This is a genomic window from Gordonia sp. KTR9 (genome assembly GCF_000143885.2).
In the GTDB taxonomy this organism is placed as follows: domain Bacteria; phylum Actinomycetota; class Actinomycetes; order Mycobacteriales; family Mycobacteriaceae; genus Gordonia.
The window spans coordinates 3154622-3170792 of the sequence record NC_018581.1 but is presented as its reverse complement, the minus strand read 5'-3'; the positions used below and the strand labels follow the sequence as shown (position 1 = coordinate 3170792).

Sequence of the window (16171 nt, the reverse complement as noted above, 5' to 3'; positions counted from 1 at the left end):
GACTGTGCGTCGGATCTCGTTGACTGTGCGTCGAAACCCGTTGACTGTGCGTCCGATCCTGTCGACTGTGCGCTCGCGCCCATCTGCTTCTGAGGTGTGGGCGGAGGCGAACTTCTCATCGCCTGGCAGAGGTGCCGAGGTCGGTCGAGATGCCGTGGAACACGCTGCAGGCGACTTCGCGTTCGAACCAGTGCGACGCCCAGTCGACGGAAACGATGCCCAGTCGACGAAAACGATGCCCAGTCGAGGGCACGGCCGCCGACCGCCGGACCTTCGAGGTCATGGATAAGCGGCGCCAGCACTGATCACCGGTGGGCACTCGGGCAGTCGGTTCCGTCGAGCGGGCGTGGAACCAGTCGGTCCGATTCGTCCTAGGCTGTACGTATGAGAAAGCCGTCGTGGGTGGAGCTCGCCGGTCGCAATGCGGCCGCCGAATCGGTGTATGTGGCCGGTACATTGACGGTCCGCGAGTCGCCGGGCGGGGAGATTGTCTTCGACTTCCAGCACGCGCCGGGCGGGAGATGGCGCGTCGAGAGGGCCGGCAGGCCGATATACCTCGCGAATGGCCGATCCTCGGTCGTTCGCGTCGATGATCACATGCAGCAGCTCGACGGCGACATCCGTATGGCGCTTCTGGGTGCTCGGTTCAGCCCACTCGATCTGTTGGGCCCGGACTCTTTGTTGCACAGGATGAGTGCCGGGCTGGCCGCCGACGCGACGAGCCCTGAGGACATCGGCGGCCGGCCCGGGTGGTCGGTCCGACTCGTCGGGGCGGGCGCGGGCGCGGTCGTCCTGGTTTTCGACGACTCGACCGGCTTGCTGGTGCGGGTGGCGAACGACCGCGGCGACGTCCTGCTGCAGGTCGACAACCTCGCCGAACCGGAGACGCTTCCCGACGCACTCTTCGTGTGGGACGGGCCGATTCGCCCGGCCCCGTCGCCTCGCGATCGGCGTCGGAACACGGCAGACGACGACACCGAGCGCCTCGAGTACATGCGGGCCGTCGTCGCCGCGCAGGCAAGACCTCACGAGGTTCTGGCTGCTGTCACCGCTGCCGACGGCGAGGCCTCTGCCCGGGCGGCCGTGATTCGGCTTCTCGGCGTCACCGAGTTCGGCGCCGACGCGATCATGGCGACACCCATCGGTCGGTTCCGGGGTGATCACACCGCCGCCGACCGCCGGACCTTCGAGGTCCTGGAGGAGCGGCGCCGGTACTGATCACCGGTCCGGGCCAGCGCCCCGGCTAGCTCGTGGCCGATGGCCACCGATGGGCCAATGTCTCGCATATGGCGCGCTGTTCGCCTTCGTCTTGCGTATGCATCAACAGTCCTTCGACGGTGAAGACGGCGATCATCACCTCGGCGTCGACGGTCTCCGCAGGGACGCCTGCTGTTTCCAGCTCGGCACGGAACAAGGTGGCCGTGAGGAGGTGAAAATTGTTGTGCCACTCCGCTACTGCAGAGGAGTGTGGTACGCGAGAGTGCACTGTGGTCACCAGACCGCTCATCTCGGTCAATCGCCGCACGATCCACAACACCCGAGCGGCGATCGGCTCGTCTGCAATTGCCTGATACTGGGGCCAGACATCGGCCATGACGGCAGACACGACTGCAACGAGCACGTCATCCTTGTCATCGAAATACCAGTAGATGGTGTTGGGCGCCACCCCGGCTTCCTTCGCCAACCTGCTCATCGACGTCGCCTCATATCCGCCTTCGATGAACAGCCTCCGGGCGGCCGCGACGATCTCCTGGCGCTTCTCGTCGGCAGCCTGCGGCCTCTTGTTCCGCGCCACGGACACCACCTCCACACCACTCGGTCTTGAACGGCATTCAAGATGCTGCTAGCTTGTTGAACGCCATTCAAGATACCTGATGGAGGTCCATCGATGACGCGTCAGTTCACCTTCGTTCGATCCGATGTCACGTTCGATTCCGGCGATGTCCAGTGCGCAGCCTGGCTCTACCGCCCGGATGGGGTCGTGAACCCGCCCATCGTCGTCCTCGCTCACGGTTTCGCCGCATTCCGCGAACTGCGGCTCGACGCCTACGCCGCACGGTTCGCGCAGGCCGGGTATGCCTCGCTCGTCTTCGACTACCGCCATTGGGGTGCCAGTGGCGGGTCGCCGCGTCGCATTCTCGACATCGGAAAACAGCACGGTGACTGGGATGCCGCAATCGCCTACGTTCGGGGCCTGGAGGGCGTCGACACGCGGCGCGTGGTGGCGTGGGGGTCGTCTTTCGGCGGCGGCCACGTCCTGAGACTGGCTGCCCACGACCACGATGTGGTCGCCGCGATCGTCCAGGTTCCGCACGTGAGCGGCCCCGCGTCAGCGTTCTCCCAGTCTCCAACACTGGTGGCGCGACTGATCATCGCCGGGGCGCGTGATCAATTCCGGGCGTGGACGGGACGGACGCCCTACCGGATGGCCGCGATAGGGCGACCCGGCGACGTCGCGATGATGACCTCGCCAGGCGCTTACGAGCAAGTCGAACGCATGGGGGACATGCGTGAGGAACTGCTCGCCGAAAACGACGTCGCCGCCCGGATCGCACTGCGCGTGCCCTTCTACTCTCCCGGACGTCACGCAGCGGCGATCAACGTCCCAGTGCTGGTCCAACTGGCAGCGAAGGACGACGTCACGCCGATCGACAAAGCCCAGGCTGTAGCGCGCCGCATACCGAAAGGCGAGGTGCACACCTACGATTGTGGCCATTTCGAGCCCTACCTCGACCCGTACTTCGAGACCATCGTCGCCGACCAGCTCGACTTCCTGGACCGCCACGTCGGCGACCCGCGATGAGCGCACACTCTCCCCGCCGCACAGCTCTCGTCACGGGAGCCTCCGCCGGAATCGGAACCGCGTTCGCCCGACATCTCGCCGCCGAAGGCCACGACCTGATCCTGGTGGCGCGACGGGCAGGCCGGCTCGACGAGCTCGCAACCGAACTCCGTCAGCAACACGGCGTTCTCGCCGAGGTCATTGCGGCCGACTTGAGTGACCCGGCCGCTCCCGCCGCCGCGATCATCGATCGGGCGGACGAGCTGGGGATGCCGATCGACGTGCTGGTCAACAACGCAGGCCTGTCCTCGAGCACCAAGTTCTCCGAGACCCCATGGGAATCGGTTGCCGCCGAACTGCAGCTCATGGTCACGGCGGTGACCGAGCTGACCCATCGCGTGATACCCGACATGAAAGCACGGCGCTGGGGACGGATCGTGAACCTGTCGTCTCTCGCTGCGGTATCGCCCCCGGGGGAGGGCCTGCTCTACACCGGGATCAAATCGTATGTGCTGAACATGTCCCAATCGCTGGACATGGAGCTCAAACCGCACGGCATTCATGTGACAGCACTGTGCCCGGGCTTCACGCACAGCGAGTTCCACGACGTCATGGGCACCCGCGACGCCGCGGACCGGTTGCCGGGATTCATGTGGCAGGAACCCGAAGATGTCGTCCGCGAAGGTTGGGCCGCGGTCAAGGCCGGAAAACCCGTCTGCATCCCCGGCGTCGTCAACAAGGTGTCCGCGGCCGCGATGCGCCCCATCCCCGGACGTATCGGCTACCACCTTGGGCGCACACTGAACCCGTTCAAGTAGCAGCAGACGAGTTCGTACGTTCTGTTGGGAGGCCGCTTCGTTGACCGCGGCGTGATGGTGTGCAGGGCGACTGCCCCGGACGTACTCCAACGTGAAGGCGTTTGTCAGACTGGGGTCGTGATCAGGCTTGGACTGACCGGTGGCATCGGCGCCGGCAAATCGACCGTGGCAAAGACGTTCGTCGAGCGGGGCGCGTACATCATCGACGCGGACAAGATCGCCCGGGAGGTGGTCGAGCCGGGGTCGGAGGGTCTGGCGGCGCTGGTCGAGGCGTTCGGGCCGGACATCCTGGCCACCGACGGGAGCCTCGACCGTCCGGCTCTCGCGGCGAAGGCCTTCGTCGACGACGAGTCGCGGCAGACCCTCAACGGCATCACCCACCCGCTCATCGGGGCGCGGACGCAAGCCTTGCTCGACGATGCGCCGGCGGACGCGATTGTGGTGCAGGACATTCCGTTGCTGGTGGAGAATCACACGGCTCCGTTCTTTCATCTGGTCGTCATCGTGTTCGCCGAAGCCGACGTGCGGTTGCACCGGCTGACGACGATGCGCGGTGTCGCCGAGGCCGACGCCCGCGCCCGCATCGCCGCGCAGGCGACCGACGAACAGCGTCGTGCCGTCGCCGACGTGTGGCTGGACAACTCCGGCGCCCCCGAGGATCTGGCGGCATCCGCGGCGCGGGTCTGGGATGAGCGTCTCGTGCCGCTCGAGATGAATGTCCGCCGTCGCCGGGTCGCCGATCCCGTCCCTGAACTCGTCGCGTCCGAACCCGATCCGCACGGTCCGTCCGCGCGTCTGGTGAATCGGCTGTGGGCGGTGGCCGGTGAACTGGCCACCGCCGTCGACGTCACCGACGCGGCAGCGGTCGAGTTGCAGGTGACGGCACGTGATGCCGCTGCCGCCGAAGACCTGGTCGACCGGTTGGCCGACGGTGGATTCGCGCCGGCCGGGCCGGATCTGTACGGCTCGTGCGACCCCGGCAGACCGGCCACGGTGCGAGTCGTCGCCGGGTGAGAGGCGCACGGCACAAAAACTGACTACAAACGTTGCCAAAATGCTTACGCGCGGTGCGGAGCGCTGCTAGCTTGTGAGTCGCACGCCTCCGCGGTGGTGGTGTGCTCGAGGACGAGCCCAGGAGTGGAGCACAGCATGGTCGGTCGGGGACGTAGGGGTCGCGCGCGGATTGTCGGCGGCGCAATAGCTTTCGGTGCAGTGACGTGCGCCGGTGTCGCACTGGCCGCGCCTGCCGAGGCGGCCCTGCAGGGCATCGCGGTGGACACCCTCCCGGGTTACGGGTCGTCGGCCAACGGCTCGTTCAACTACGGCGTGTACGGCGCGGGGTGTGCCTACGAGCTGTCCGTGCTCGTCGGTGACCCCGGCTCGGCGAAGTCGAATCTGAAGGTGACATCCGTCGGTGCCGGTCGCACGGTCACCATCTACGACCGGAAGCCCGCGAGTGTCGAGGTCAGGCCGACGTGGCGCCCGTCGACACCGGGTCGATACGTGCTCAAGGCGACCCTCGACGGGGTGGAGAAGACGCGAGCGGTCACCGTCGGTACCGGCGTCCAGCTCCCGGACTTCATCCGCAACGGAGCCTGTTTCGTCCTTCCCACCTACTGAGACCTCTGAGGTCTGTCGAGATCTACCGGGCGCCGCCGCGGCGATGGTCGTGGTCGCTGAAGGCCACCACGCCGCCCGCCGCGGCGTCCAGCCAGGCCTGGACGTCGTTCCCGTGCTCGGCCGTACCGACGAGCGCGCGCGTGGCGATCTCGACGGCCTCGACGCACTGTGCGGTGTCGAGGAGCCCGTCCCGGTGCGCCTCGAGCAGTTCATCGGTGTCGAGCAGCACCGGCGGGGTGCCCGGTACGTCGACGAGATCGAGATACCAGTCCTCGGCGTACCACCGCCCGGCGTCGTCGGGGCCGGCGAAGCTGCCGACATCCAGATACAGGCGCTGACCCTCCCGGTAGCCGCCCTGATAGTGGAAGATGTTGGCGCGCAGTCCCAATGCGGGCAGCAGCCAGGATTCCAGGTGATCGAACCGCGGATGTCCGGGTGCGTGGCGCGACATGTACAGCCCGTAGTCGGTGACGCGATATTCCTCGACTGGCCGGACGAAACCCTTGTTGTCCGTGTTCGTCATCCCGGGTACGTCGAAGACCTCCCGCTTGGGCGGGTGCAGCGGGTGTGATGCGGGCACCGGCTCGGCCGCGCGTCCGCGATGGTTGGTCATGCACCGAATCTAGACAGAACGACCGACGATCTCAGGGTGAAAGCCCGAGTTCTCACCGATGTGCGAGGCGGGGCGGTCGGCGCAAGGTCGACAGATGACTTCCGTCGAAGCGACCCGTGGTCCCGCGCGCCGATTCGCCGAACCGAAATCGTCCGCCAGGCGTGCCAGGCAGATGCTCCTGTGGATCCATGTGCTGTCCTCGGTCAGCTGGATGAGTCAGGCGCTCGCCCTGCTGGTGCTGATGCTGAATCCCGGGGAAGGCGGCGTCGTCGCGGCGCACGTCCTGGACACCACGGTGCTCGTCGTCTCGGCCAACCTGTCGGCGATGTCCGGGTTCCTCCTGTCGTCGACGACGCCCTGGGGCTTCTTCGTACACTGGTGGGTACTCGTGAAATTCGTGATCACGGTCGGGCAGCTCGTCGTCGGGATCGCGGTGCTCTCGCCCACGCTCGACGAGGCGACGCGATCCGGCGACGCAACGCCGGGTCTGCTGACGGCGACTGTCGTGATGGCGACGCTGATCGCATTCCAGGCCTGGCTGTCGATCGCCAAGCCGTGGCCGCGGGTGCCGCGCCGGACTCAGGGAAAGGCGCCGGTCCCGGGTACTGTCGTCCGGATCGCGGCGCCGGCGGCGCTCCTCGGCGACGTCGTCGTGTTCGTCTCCGTCGGCCAGCCGATCCCGCTCTGCTCGGTGGTCGTTCTCGTCGCCGCAATCATCGGGCGTCGGCGGGCGCATCGAGCGGGAACATCGTTGTCATAGGTCGCGTTTACCCTGGCACTATGGCTTTTGCAGCAGAACGCCCCGTCATCGCGCACTCGGAGTTCCGGCCGGTCGGCGAGATCGAACGGACCGAAGCCCGGCTGGAGGTCGTCAGCGAATACGAACCTGCCGGTGACCAGCCCGCCGCCATCAAAGATCTGACCCGCCGGATCAACGCGGGTGAGAAGGACATCGTGCTCCTCGGTGCCACCGGTACCGGAAAGTCGGCAACCACCGCCTGGCTGATCGAGCAGGTGCAGCGTCCCACCCTGGTCATGGCTCCGAACAAGACGCTCGCGGCGCAGTTGGCGAACGAACTGCGCGAGATGTTGCCCAACAACGCCGTCGAGTACTTCGTGTCGTACTACGACTACTACCAACCCGAGGCCTACATCGCGCAGACCGACACCTATATCGAGAAGGATTCGTCGATCAACGACGACGTCGAGCGTCTGCGTCACTCGGCGACGTCGAGCCTGCTGTCCCGGCGCGACGTCGTGGTGGTCGCCTCGGTGTCCTGTATCTACGGCCTCGGCACACCGCAGTCGTACCTCGACCGATCCGTCGAGGTGGAAGTGGGTCAGGAGATCGATCGCGATGCACTGCTGCGGCTTCTCGTCGACGTCCAGTACACGCGTAACGACATGTCGTTCACCCGCGGGAGTTTCCGTGTCCGTGGCGACACCGTCGAGATCATCCCGTCGTACGAGGAACTCGCCGTCCGCATCGAGTTCTTCGGCGACGAGGTCGAGTCGCTGTACTACCTGCACCCGCTGACCGGAGACGTCGTGCGCCAGGTCGACTCACTGCGCATCTTCCCGGCCACCCACTATGTCGCCGGGCCCGAACGCATGGAGAAGGCCATGGCGAGCATCGAGCGCGAACTCGAGGAACGGCTCGCCGATCTGGAGGGCAAAGGCAAACTGCTCGAAGCCCAGCGTCTACGGATGCGGACCACGTACGACCTCGAGATGATGCGCCAGGTCGGATTCTGCTCGGGCATCGAGAACTACTCTCGGCACATCGACGGACGCGCCGCCGGGAGCGCCCCGGCGACGCTGATCGACTACTTCCCCGACGATTTCCTTCTCGTCATCGACGAGTCGCACGTGACCGTGCCCCAGATCGGCGGCATGTACGAGGGCGACATGTCGCGCAAGCGCAACCTCGTGGAGTACGGATTCCGCCTACCGTCGGCCGTCGACAACCGCCCGCTGACATGGGACGAGTTCGTGGATCGCATCGGACAGACCGTGTACTTGTCCGCCACCCCGGGGCCGTATGAGCTGGGCCAGTCCAACGGCGAGTTCGTCGAGCAGGTGATCCGCCCGACGGGTCTCGTCGATCCCCAGGTCGTTGTCAAACCCACCAAGGGCCAGATCGACGACCTGGTCCACGAGATCCGTGAGCGAACCGACCGTGACGAGCGCGTGCTGGTGACGACCCTGACCAAGAAGATGGCCGAGGACCTCACCGACTACCTGCTCGAACTCGGCATCCGGGTCCGCTATCTCCACTCGGAGGTCGACACCCTGCGCCGCGTCGAACTCCTGCGTCAGCTCCGATCGGGTGACTACGACGTCCTCGTCGGCATCAACCTGCTGCGCGAGGGCCTCGACCTCCCGGAGGTGTCCCTCGTCGCGATCCTCGACGCCGACAAGGAGGGTTTTCTCCGGAGCACCACCTCGCTCATCCAGACGATCGGTCGTGCGGCCCGCAACGTGTCCGGCGAAGTCCACATGTATGCGGACAAGATCACCGACTCGATGCGCAACGCGATCGACGAGACGGAGCGACGTCGCGAGAAGCAGATCGCGTACAACAAGGCGAACGGGATCGACCCCAAGCCGTTGCGCAAGAAGATCGCAGACATCCTCGACCAGGTCTACCGGGAGGCGGAAGACGAGACCGTTGCGGTCGGCGGTTCCGGACGGAACTCCAGCCGCGGACGCCGCGCCCAGGGCGAGGTCTCGAAGGCCGGCAGCTCGGGGGTCATCGAGAAGCGCGACGTCTCGCTGATGCCCCGGGCCGAACTCGCCGACCTCGTGTCTCAACTCACCGACCAGATGATGAGCGCTGCTCGGGACCTGCAGTTCGAACTCGCCGGGCGACTCCGCGACGAGATCGCCGATCTGAAGAAAGAGATGCGCGGGATGGACGCGGCCGGGATCAAGTGACGCCTCACCGGTTCGCCCGCGCCGTGTGAACGGACAGCTGAGAGTGGTAGTGGCCCGAGGTGAGCGGACCGCCGTGGTGCGCAGCTGATGTGCCGATCACCACGAACGGGGGACAGACACGTCCGTGGCAAACTAGTGTCCCGATGCAAGACCCCTGCAATTCGGGGATACGCGGTGACGCCTCGCTGATGGGCAGCGAGGCGATTTCATGTCGGGAGGTTGGGATGAGCTCTTACGAAACCGTCGTCGTCGGTACCGATGGCTCCGAGTCGTCGATGAAGGCTGTGGAACGTGCGGGTGCACTCGCGGGCGACGCTCAGTTGGTGATCGCGTGCGCGTACTTCCCGAACGAGCGCGGTGCCGGGGATGCGGCCGACGTCCTCAAGGACGAGGCATATCAGGTCACCGGGTCGACCCCGACCGAGGAGATCCTGCGGACCGCGAAGGAGCGCGCCGCCAAGGCCGGTGCGACGAACGTGGTGCAGCGCCCGGTCAAGGGCGCTCCGGTCGACGCGCTCCTGCAACTGGTGAGCGACGTCAAGGCCGACCTCCTGGTCGTGGGCAACCGCGGCCTGAACTCGATCGCCGGCCGGCTTCTCGGATCGGTCCCCGCCGATGTCGCTCGCAAGTCGGCGTGCGACGTCCTGATCGTGCACACCACCGGGTAGTCGCCGGGAGTCGCCGCGCAGTCGTGCTGCGGCCCACCGATCTCGAGGGCCGATCGATCTGCGTGGCTCATCGACAGGTGTCCCCGCCTCAGCGGGCGGCCGGAAAAGGTCCGGCACGTCCGAGGAGTGCGGGGACATCCTTGTCGAGGGCTGTGCCCAGCCATTGTGCGGCGTCGACCAACTGTCGCATGTCGACGCCGGTGCTGACATCTGATCGATCCAGTGCGTAGACGAGATCCTCGGACGCGATGTTGCCGGTGGCCGCAGGCGCGAACGGGCACCCGCCGAAGCCGCCGATGCTCGCGTCGAGCGCGCGCGCACCCGAATCGAGTGCGGTAAGCGCGTTCGCATAGCCGGTGTTCCGCGTGTTGTGGAAGTGCCAGCGTTGCGGGATGCCGGGAGCTCGTTCGGCGGTCCGTGTGGCGAGGTCGCGAACCTGTGCCGGCACCCCGACGCCGATTGTGTCGGCGAGCGCGATCTCGTCCGGTGCGGCCTGATCGGTCAGCCGGGCCACGATGTCGGAGACCCAGCCCGGACTGACCTCGCCGGTGAACGGGCAGCCGAACGCCACCGCGATGGTCACCGTCGACGCGATCCCGGCCGCGCGCGCGTCCCGGACGACGTCGACGGCTGCCGCGACGGTGTCCTCGACGCTGCAGCCCTGGTTCCGTCGACTGAACTCCTCGGTGGCCACGACCACCGCGTTCACCTCGTCGACCGCGGATGCGAGGGCGCGGTCGAGACCACGACGGTTGAGGACGAGCCCGATATAGGAGACGCCGTCCACGCGGGGCACCCGGTCCATGACCTCCTCGGCGCCGGCCATCTGCGGAACCCGCCTGGGGTTGACGAAGCTGACCGCCTCGATGCGGCGCACGCCGGCGTCCACGGCACGGCTGATGAACTCGACCTTCTGGTCGATCGAGAGCAGCGTCTGTTCGTTCTGCAACCCGTCCCGCGGCCCGACCTCGATCACCTGCACGTCTGACATGAGTTCGATCTTGCCCGTTCCGCCTCCGCGACTCCACGGGGGTCTCGTTCGGCCCGCTCGCTTCGCTCCCGGCGCCAGGCCCCATTCGGCCCGCTCGCTTCGCTCCCGGCGCCGGCGACGCCATGTCCGGTATGTCGTTCCATCCCTCTGTCGGTCGAACGACCGAATCTCGGGGGTCTCGAACCGCCCCAGACGGTACGGGAGTGGCCAGTGTGACTCTGCTGGACTCGGGTGATCCCATCTGTCACATGTGCTTTCGACTTCTTCGGTTCTCACGAACCAGCCGATGATGCGGGATGTATCACTTTCGGAAGCCGATGCGATGTACCGCGTATGATTCGTTGCTGTTCGACGATCGCTGCGGGGGGACGCGGGGGCGTCTTCGTCGAGCGACCCAATCGCCGAAACCGACGTCGGACGAGGCATGGATGACACTGCGTCCCACCGAGATGGGACTGGGGGGCACAGGCGCCCGGGGACACCCCGAGCGCCTCGAGGGGCGGACCTGCTGGGTCTGACCGCGGCGCAACGTGCGATGTGGTTTGCCGAGAATCTCGTCGACGACCACTCGGTCACGGTCGCGCACTACCTCGACATCGTCGACGACGGGCGCCCGTTCGATCGGGAGTTGTTCCGTCGTGGCGTTCTCGAGGCGGCGCGTGACCTGCAGACGGCGTACACACGCGTGATCGAGGTCGACGGCACGCCCCAGCAGTACATCGACTTCTCCGTTCCGTTCGACGTCGTCGACGTCGACCTGCGGTCCGATCCGGATCCCGAAGCGGCGGCCGAGGACTGGATGCGCGCTGACCATCAGCGGACTGTGGACCTGCTCGCCGACCCGGTCGCCGTCGCCGCCTTCATCCGAATCGCCGACGATCGCACGTACTGGTACATGCGCGGGCACCACATCGCGTTCGACGGGTACGGCGCGCTGATGTGCCTCCACGAGGCGGTGGCGCGGTACAACCGGCATCGTGAGCCCGGCGGCGACGATCCCGGCAACATGGCATCGTCAGGGACCGGTCGCCGTCCGGTGCGGCGTGCCAGCGTCGCCGAGGTCGTCGCCGACGACGCCGCGTACCGCGAGAGCACGAGGTTCGAGAAGGACCGCGAGTTCTGGCGCGAACGCGCCGCCGGACTCCCCGAGAGGGTCACCCTGGCGGCCCATCCCGCGACCACGGGCGTCTGCAACGAGACGATCGTCTCCGCGGGAATGCTCGGCCCCGAGCTGGACGAGGCACTGCGTCGGTGTGCCCGGGACCTCGACGCCTCGGTTGCCGCGATCCTCACCGCCGCATTCGCCGCATTCCTCGCCCGTATGTCCGGAAGCGACGACATCGTCCTCAGCCTGCCGGTGACCGCGCGTACGACGGCGCGGATCCGGCACTCGGCCGGGATGGTCTCGAACATGCTGCCCCTGCGGGTGGACGGAATCGCCTCGGCGACGTGTGCCGACGTCGTCTCGGCCGTGACCGCGGAGATCACCGCGGGTCTCCGCCATCAGCGCTACCGGTCCGAGGACATCAGGGCCGCAGCCGGTTTCGGCGACACCCTCGGCACGACATTCGGGCCACTGGTCAACCTGCTGCTGTTCGACAAGCCGATCGTCATCGACGGCGCCCGGGTGCGCTATCACATGTTGTCCGCCGGGATGGTCGAGGACCTCGTGATGAACGTCTTCGCGGCCGGTCCGGACGCGCCGCTGGAAGTGGGCCTGCACGCGAACCCCGCCCTGTACGAGTCGGCCGAACTGAACCTGCACCGGGAACGCCTGCTGAACCTGCTCACGCAGTTCGTGGCCGGGCCGAACCGGCCCGTCGCAGACCTCGACCTCCTGATGGTCGGGGAGTCGGCGACGCTGGACGACCTGGGGTCCGGCGGACCGGCCGTCGGCGTGGACGGTGAACACGTCCTGGCCGCTTTCGATCGCCAAGTCGACTCGACCCCGGACGCGCCCGCGGTGACGTTCGGCGACACCACCCTCACCTATCGCGAGTTCGCGTGGGCCTCCGCGAGATTCGCGGATCGGTTCGCGAGTCTGGGCGTGCGCCGTGGTGATCGGGTCGTCGTGGCGCTGGACCGGTCGATCGAGCAGGTGTGCGCCGTCTACGCCGCGATCGGGCTGGGTGCGGCCTATGTGCCTGTCGATTCCGCCGAACCGGAGGAGCGTCGACGGGCGATCACCGCCGCGGTGGATCCGGGTCTGGTCGTCGACGCGCAGTTCGTCGCCGACCTCCACGCCGACCTCGTCTCACCGGACCCTGTTCCGGCCGCACCGCCGCACCGAGATCGGCAGGCGCCGGCGGGTTTGGCGGCCTATGTCATCTTCACCTCGGGGTCGACCGGGACTCCCAAGGGCGTCGAGGTCGGTCACCGGGCGATTGAGCAGCGCCTCGCGTGGATGCAGCATGATCACCCGATCACCGCCGGGGATGCCGTGCTGTACAAGACACCGGCGACCTTCGATGTGTCGGTCTGGGAGTTGCTGTGGCCGTTGCGCGTCGGGGCGCGGATGGTGATCGCGGCGCCGGGCGGTCACCGCGACCCCGACTACCTCCGCGACCTCATCGAGCGTTCCCGGGTCACCGTCCTGCACTTCGTGCCGTCCATGCTCGACGCATACCTCGACGTGGTGCTCGGACGGGACCCTGCCGGTCCGGAGGCCGACGGGCGCCGGGTGATCGGCGATTCCGGCCCGCGCGACGCAGCGCACGAACGGATCTCGTTGCCCGATCATGTGCGCTGGCTGTTCACCTCCGGGGAGGCGTTGCCTGCCCGGCTCGCCCAGCGGGTGCGGTCGACCAGCCGCGCCGGACTCGTGAATCTGTACGGGCCTACCGAGGCCGCGATCGACGTGACCGCCCAGCGGATCACGACCGATGGGGTCGTCGTTCCGATCGGTCGGCCGGTGCCGGGCACGGTGGTGCGGGTCCTCGACGGCCGTCTGCGTCCGGTCCCGGTCGGAGTCGCCGGCGAGTTGCACCTGGTGGGGGATCAACTGGCGAACTGTTATGTCGGCGCACCGGGTCAGACGTCGACCAGGTTCGTGGCCGATCCGCAGGGCCTCGGGGGTGCTCGGATGTACCGCACCGGCGACCTGGTCCGGTGGACCGGCGACGGAGAGCTGGAGTATCTGGGGCGGACCGATCAACAGATCAAGATCCGGGGTCAGCGTGTGGAGCCCGGCGAGGTCGAGGCGGTGATCGCCGCGATACCGGGCGTCGACGCGGTGGCGGTGGTCGCGCGCCGTGACCTCGGACCCGCGCCGGTCCTGGTCGCCTATATCCGCGCTCGCGGCAATCAGTTGAAGGGCAACGACTCCCACGCCGCCAACGGCCTCGGGGATATCTGCGGCGTGGTGGATGCCGAGGTCGTGCGCGCACACTGCCGCCGCCGGCTTCCCGGCCACATGGTGCCCCACGGGGTGGTCGTGCTCGACTCGTTTCCCACCACCCGATCGGGAAAACTGGACCAGCGCGCCCTTCCGGCGCCGGAACTCGGTTCCGTCGCAACGAGTTTCCGGCCACCGCACACGCCTGCCGAGCGGGCGATCGTGGCGCTCGTGGAGGAGGGGCTCGACCGCGACGGCGTCAGTGTCTCGGACAACTTGTTCGCCTTGGGTTCCGACTCGCTGCTCGCCGCCCGGATGGTGTCCCGCGCACGCGTCGATCACGGGCTCGGAATCGCGCTGACCGATGTCTTCGAGGCGGTCGATCTCGCCGATCTCGCCTCGCGTGCGGTGGCGATCCCGGAGTCCGGCCAGGCCACCTCACGCCCGTCACGTCCGCTGCGTCCGGCACGAATTCCGCTGTCGCAGGCGCAGACCCGACTGTGGTTCATCAACCGGATGTCGCCGGCCGACTCGACCTACAACATGTCCGGGGCGCTGCGCCTGACGCATCCGGTCGACGCCGACGTGCTGCATCGGGCCGTCCTGGATGTCGTGAACCGACACGAGATCCTGCGCACGGTGTTCCCCGTCGTGGACGGGGAACCGGAGCAGCTGATCCTGGACCCGAAGGTGGCCGCCGATCTCCTCGGGAGCGGAGCGAGCGGGACGGGTGTCGACGGGAGGGACCTCGCAGCCGCGATCTCCGCGATCACGGACGTGGGATTCGACCTCGCCGAGCAGATCCCGTTCCGCTACCGGCTGGTGACGGGTCATCCCGACGGCGACGTCATCGTGCTGGTCCTGCACCACATCGCGGCCGATGGGCAGTCGCTCCGGCCGCTGCTTCGCGATCTGATGACCGCCTACGACTGTCGGCGCGCGGGCGAGGAGCCGGATTTCCCGCCGTTGCCGATGCAGTACGCGGATATCGCCGTCGAGCGTGCCGAGACCCTCGGTACACCGGAGTCGCCGTCGCCGTTCCTGGTCGAGGGGCTGGAGTTCTGGCGTGCGGAATTGCGTGGGGCGCCGGATCTGTTGCAGTTGCCCACCGACCGGCCGCGGCCGCGGGTGATGTCGAGTGGTGGGGCCCACGTGGACATAGTGCTCGGCCCCGATCTGACCGCCGGGATCCGGCGGCTTGCGATGTCGTTGTCGGCCACCCCGTTCGCGGTGTTCCAGTCGGCCCTGGCGATCACGCTGGGCCGCTTGGCCGCCACCGACGACGTGAGTATCGGCACCGCTGTCGCCGGTCGCGACGACCCGGAGGTCGCCGACCTGGTCGGCATGTTCGTCAACACCGTCGTCCTGCGCACGACGCTGCATCCGGGGGACACCGTCGCCGAGTTCGTCACCGCCGCGCATCGCCGCTGCGCCCGCGCGATGAGTTGCGCCGACGTCCCGTTCGAGCGCGTGGTGGACGCGGTCGCGCCGCATCGGTCTCCGGCGCACTCGCCGCTGTTCCAGGTCGCGCTGACGGTGCAGCCCGACCAGCTGGCCGAGCTCGCGCGCTGGACCGGGTCCGCGGAGGTTCTCGATGCGCGGGTGCCGTCGGCGAAGTATGACGTGACCGTCTCGGTGACCGATCACACCGACCGCTACGACGTCGAATTCGCCTATGCCACCGATCTCTTCGACGCCACCACGGTGCGGGAGATGGCGGGACGGCTGGAGTTCGTCCTGCAGCAGATGGTGCGCGGATCGTCGCGGACGATCGGTTCGATCGACCTGTTGCGGCCGGACGAGACGCGCCGCCTGGCGTCGCCGGCCCGGGGCGCGCGTGCGGAACAGACACTCGCCGGTCTGCTGGCGCGCGGCCTCGCCCGCGCCGACCCCGGCGCACCGGCCCTCGTCGGCGACGGTGCGTTGCGCTGGTCGGAAGTCGCGACCACCACCCATCAGATCGCCCGCGTCCTGATCGAGCGTGGCATCGGTCCGGGTGACGTCGTCGCCGTGAGCATTCCGCGATCACACCGGTCCGTCCTGGCCGTGCTGGGGGTGGCCGCGAGCGGAGCCGCCTTCGTGATGATCGACCCCCGTCTGCCCGTCGCGCGCCGAGCCGCGATGCTCGCCGACAGCGGGGCGGTGCTGCTGATCACGACGGATTCGGCCGCCACGGATGAGGGCATTACACCCGGTAGCGGGTCCTTGGAGACCCGTTCCACGGTCGCACAGCTCGTCCTCGACGACCTCGAGGTCGATCTGGGCATCGCGGGTCGGCCGACGCACCCGGTGGCCGATGCCGAGAGGGTCCGGCCGATCTCCCTCGACGACGTCGCATATCTCCAGTTCACCTCTGGGTCCACCGGTCGGCCTAAGGCCGCCACATTGACACACGCCGGGTTCGCCGA

Annotated in this window: 12 protein-coding genes (1 of these 12 only partly in view); 9 read left to right on the top strand and 3 right to left on the bottom strand. The window is 67.7% G+C overall.

Annotation, left to right across the window (positions count from 1 at the left end; genetic code table 11):
• The first annotated feature begins 384 nt into the window (after positions 1-384).
• The gene (locus KTR9_RS14990) at positions 385-1218 is read left to right on the top strand and encodes a hypothetical protein (protein ID WP_044506799.1); all 834 of its coding nucleotides are present in this window, start codon (positions 385-387) and stop codon (positions 1216-1218) included.
• 25 nt (positions 1219-1243) lie between these two features.
• Here KTR9_RS14990 and KTR9_RS14985 read toward each other — a convergent pair whose 3' ends face one another.
• Positions 1244-1795, bottom strand: coding sequence for a TetR/AcrR family transcriptional regulator (locus KTR9_RS14985; RefSeq protein ID WP_193363193.1), 552 nt, complete (start codon positions 1793-1795; stop codon positions 1244-1246).
• A gap of 93 nt (positions 1796-1888) precedes the next feature.
• Between KTR9_RS14985 and KTR9_RS14980 the strand changes: the two genes are divergently transcribed.
• From KTR9_RS14980 to KTR9_RS14965, 4 genes are all read left to right on the top strand, one after another.
• Positions 1889-2803 carry an alpha/beta hydrolase gene (locus tag KTR9_RS14980; protein WP_014927063.1) on the top strand — a complete coding sequence of 305 codons (915 nt, stop codon included), beginning with the start codon at positions 1889-1891 and terminating at the stop codon, positions 2801-2803.
• A complete protein-coding gene (locus KTR9_RS14975) occupies positions 2800-3600 on the top strand; it encodes an SDR family NAD(P)-dependent oxidoreductase (protein ID WP_014927062.1) in 801 nt (266 codons plus the stop codon). Before KTR9_RS14980 ends, KTR9_RS14975 begins: the two co-directional genes overlap by 4 nt.
• A gap of 117 nt (positions 3601-3717) precedes the next feature.
• Positions 3718-4614, top strand: coding sequence for a dephospho-CoA kinase (gene coaE, locus KTR9_RS14970; protein WP_014927061.1), 897 nt, complete (start codon positions 3718-3720; stop codon positions 4612-4614).
• A gap of 135 nt (positions 4615-4749) precedes the next feature.
• Entirely contained in the window at positions 4750-5220 is a 471-nt protein-coding gene (locus KTR9_RS14965; protein WP_044507969.1) for a hypothetical protein, read from the top strand.
• A 22-nt stretch (positions 5221-5242) separates the two neighbouring features.
• On the opposite strand, the gene KTR9_RS14960 is transcribed toward KTR9_RS14965, so the two are convergent.
• Positions 5243-5833, bottom strand: coding sequence for a DUF402 domain-containing protein (locus KTR9_RS14960; protein ID WP_044506796.1), 591 nt, complete (start codon positions 5831-5833; stop codon positions 5243-5245).
• A gap of 94 nt (positions 5834-5927) precedes the next feature.
• Between KTR9_RS14960 and KTR9_RS14955 the strand changes: the two genes are divergently transcribed.
• The 3 genes from KTR9_RS14955 (at position 5928) to KTR9_RS14945 (ending at position 9438) form a co-directional block, all read left to right on the top strand.
• Positions 5928-6593 carry a hypothetical protein gene (locus KTR9_RS14955; RefSeq protein ID WP_044506794.1) on the top strand — a complete coding sequence of 222 codons (666 nt, stop codon included), beginning with the start codon at positions 5928-5930 and terminating at the stop codon, positions 6591-6593.
• A 20-nt stretch (positions 6594-6613) separates the two neighbouring features.
• Complete coding sequence (gene uvrB / locus KTR9_RS14950) at positions 6614-8770, top strand: excinuclease ABC subunit UvrB (RefSeq protein ID WP_014927058.1); 2157 nt, start codon at positions 6614-6616, stop codon at positions 8768-8770.
• 224 nt (positions 8771-8994) lie between these two features.
• Positions 8995-9438 carry a universal stress protein gene (locus tag KTR9_RS14945; protein ID WP_004018865.1) on the top strand — a complete coding sequence of 148 codons (444 nt, stop codon included), beginning with the start codon at positions 8995-8997 and terminating at the stop codon, positions 9436-9438.
• 88 nt (positions 9439-9526) lie between these two features.
• Here KTR9_RS14945 and KTR9_RS14940 read toward each other — a convergent pair whose 3' ends face one another.
• Positions 9527-10429, bottom strand: coding sequence for a hydroxymethylglutaryl-CoA lyase (locus KTR9_RS14940; protein WP_014927056.1), 903 nt, complete (start codon positions 10427-10429; stop codon positions 9527-9529).
• Positions 10430-10853: 424 nt separating this feature from the next.
• Here KTR9_RS14940 and KTR9_RS14935 point away from each other — a divergent pair, with 424 nt between their 5' ends.
• Positions 10854-16171: the 5' portion of an amino acid adenylation domain-containing protein gene (locus KTR9_RS14935; RefSeq protein WP_014927055.1), read on the top strand. Its footprint extends 2986 nt past the window's final position; only the first 5318 of its 8304 coding nucleotides appear in the window; it begins with the start codon at positions 10854-10856; the stop codon falls past the right edge of the window.

Bases quoted from the DNA above. Each gene is read 5' to 3' on its own strand.
- KTR9_RS14955 (WP_044506794.1), top strand. From the start codon at position 5,928: ATGACTTCCGTCGAAGCGACCCGTGGTCCCGCGCGCCGATTCGCCGAA.
- KTR9_RS14960 (WP_044506796.1), bottom strand. From the start codon at position 5,833: ATGACCAACCATCGCGGACGCGCGGCCGAGCCGGTGCCCGCATCACAC.
- KTR9_RS14975 (WP_014927062.1), top strand. From the start codon at position 2,800: ATGAGCGCACACTCTCCCCGCCGCACAGCTCTCGTCACGGGAGCCTCC.
- KTR9_RS14940 (WP_014927056.1), bottom strand. From the start codon at position 10,429: ATGTCAGACGTGCAGGTGATCGAGGTCGGGCCGCGGGACGGGTTGCAG.
- KTR9_RS14980 (WP_014927063.1), top strand. From the start codon at position 1,889: ATGACGCGTCAGTTCACCTTCGTTCGATCCGATGTCACGTTCGATTCC.
- KTR9_RS14965 (WP_044507969.1), top strand. From the start codon at position 4,750: ATGGTCGGTCGGGGACGTAGGGGTCGCGCGCGGATTGTCGGCGGCGCA.
- uvrB (WP_014927058.1), top strand. From the start codon at position 6,614: ATGGCTTTTGCAGCAGAACGCCCCGTCATCGCGCACTCGGAGTTCCGG.
- KTR9_RS14945 (WP_004018865.1), top strand. From the start codon at position 8,995: ATGAGCTCTTACGAAACCGTCGTCGTCGGTACCGATGGCTCCGAGTCG.
- KTR9_RS14990 (WP_044506799.1), top strand. From the start codon at position 385: ATGAGAAAGCCGTCGTGGGTGGAGCTCGCCGGTCGCAATGCGGCCGCC.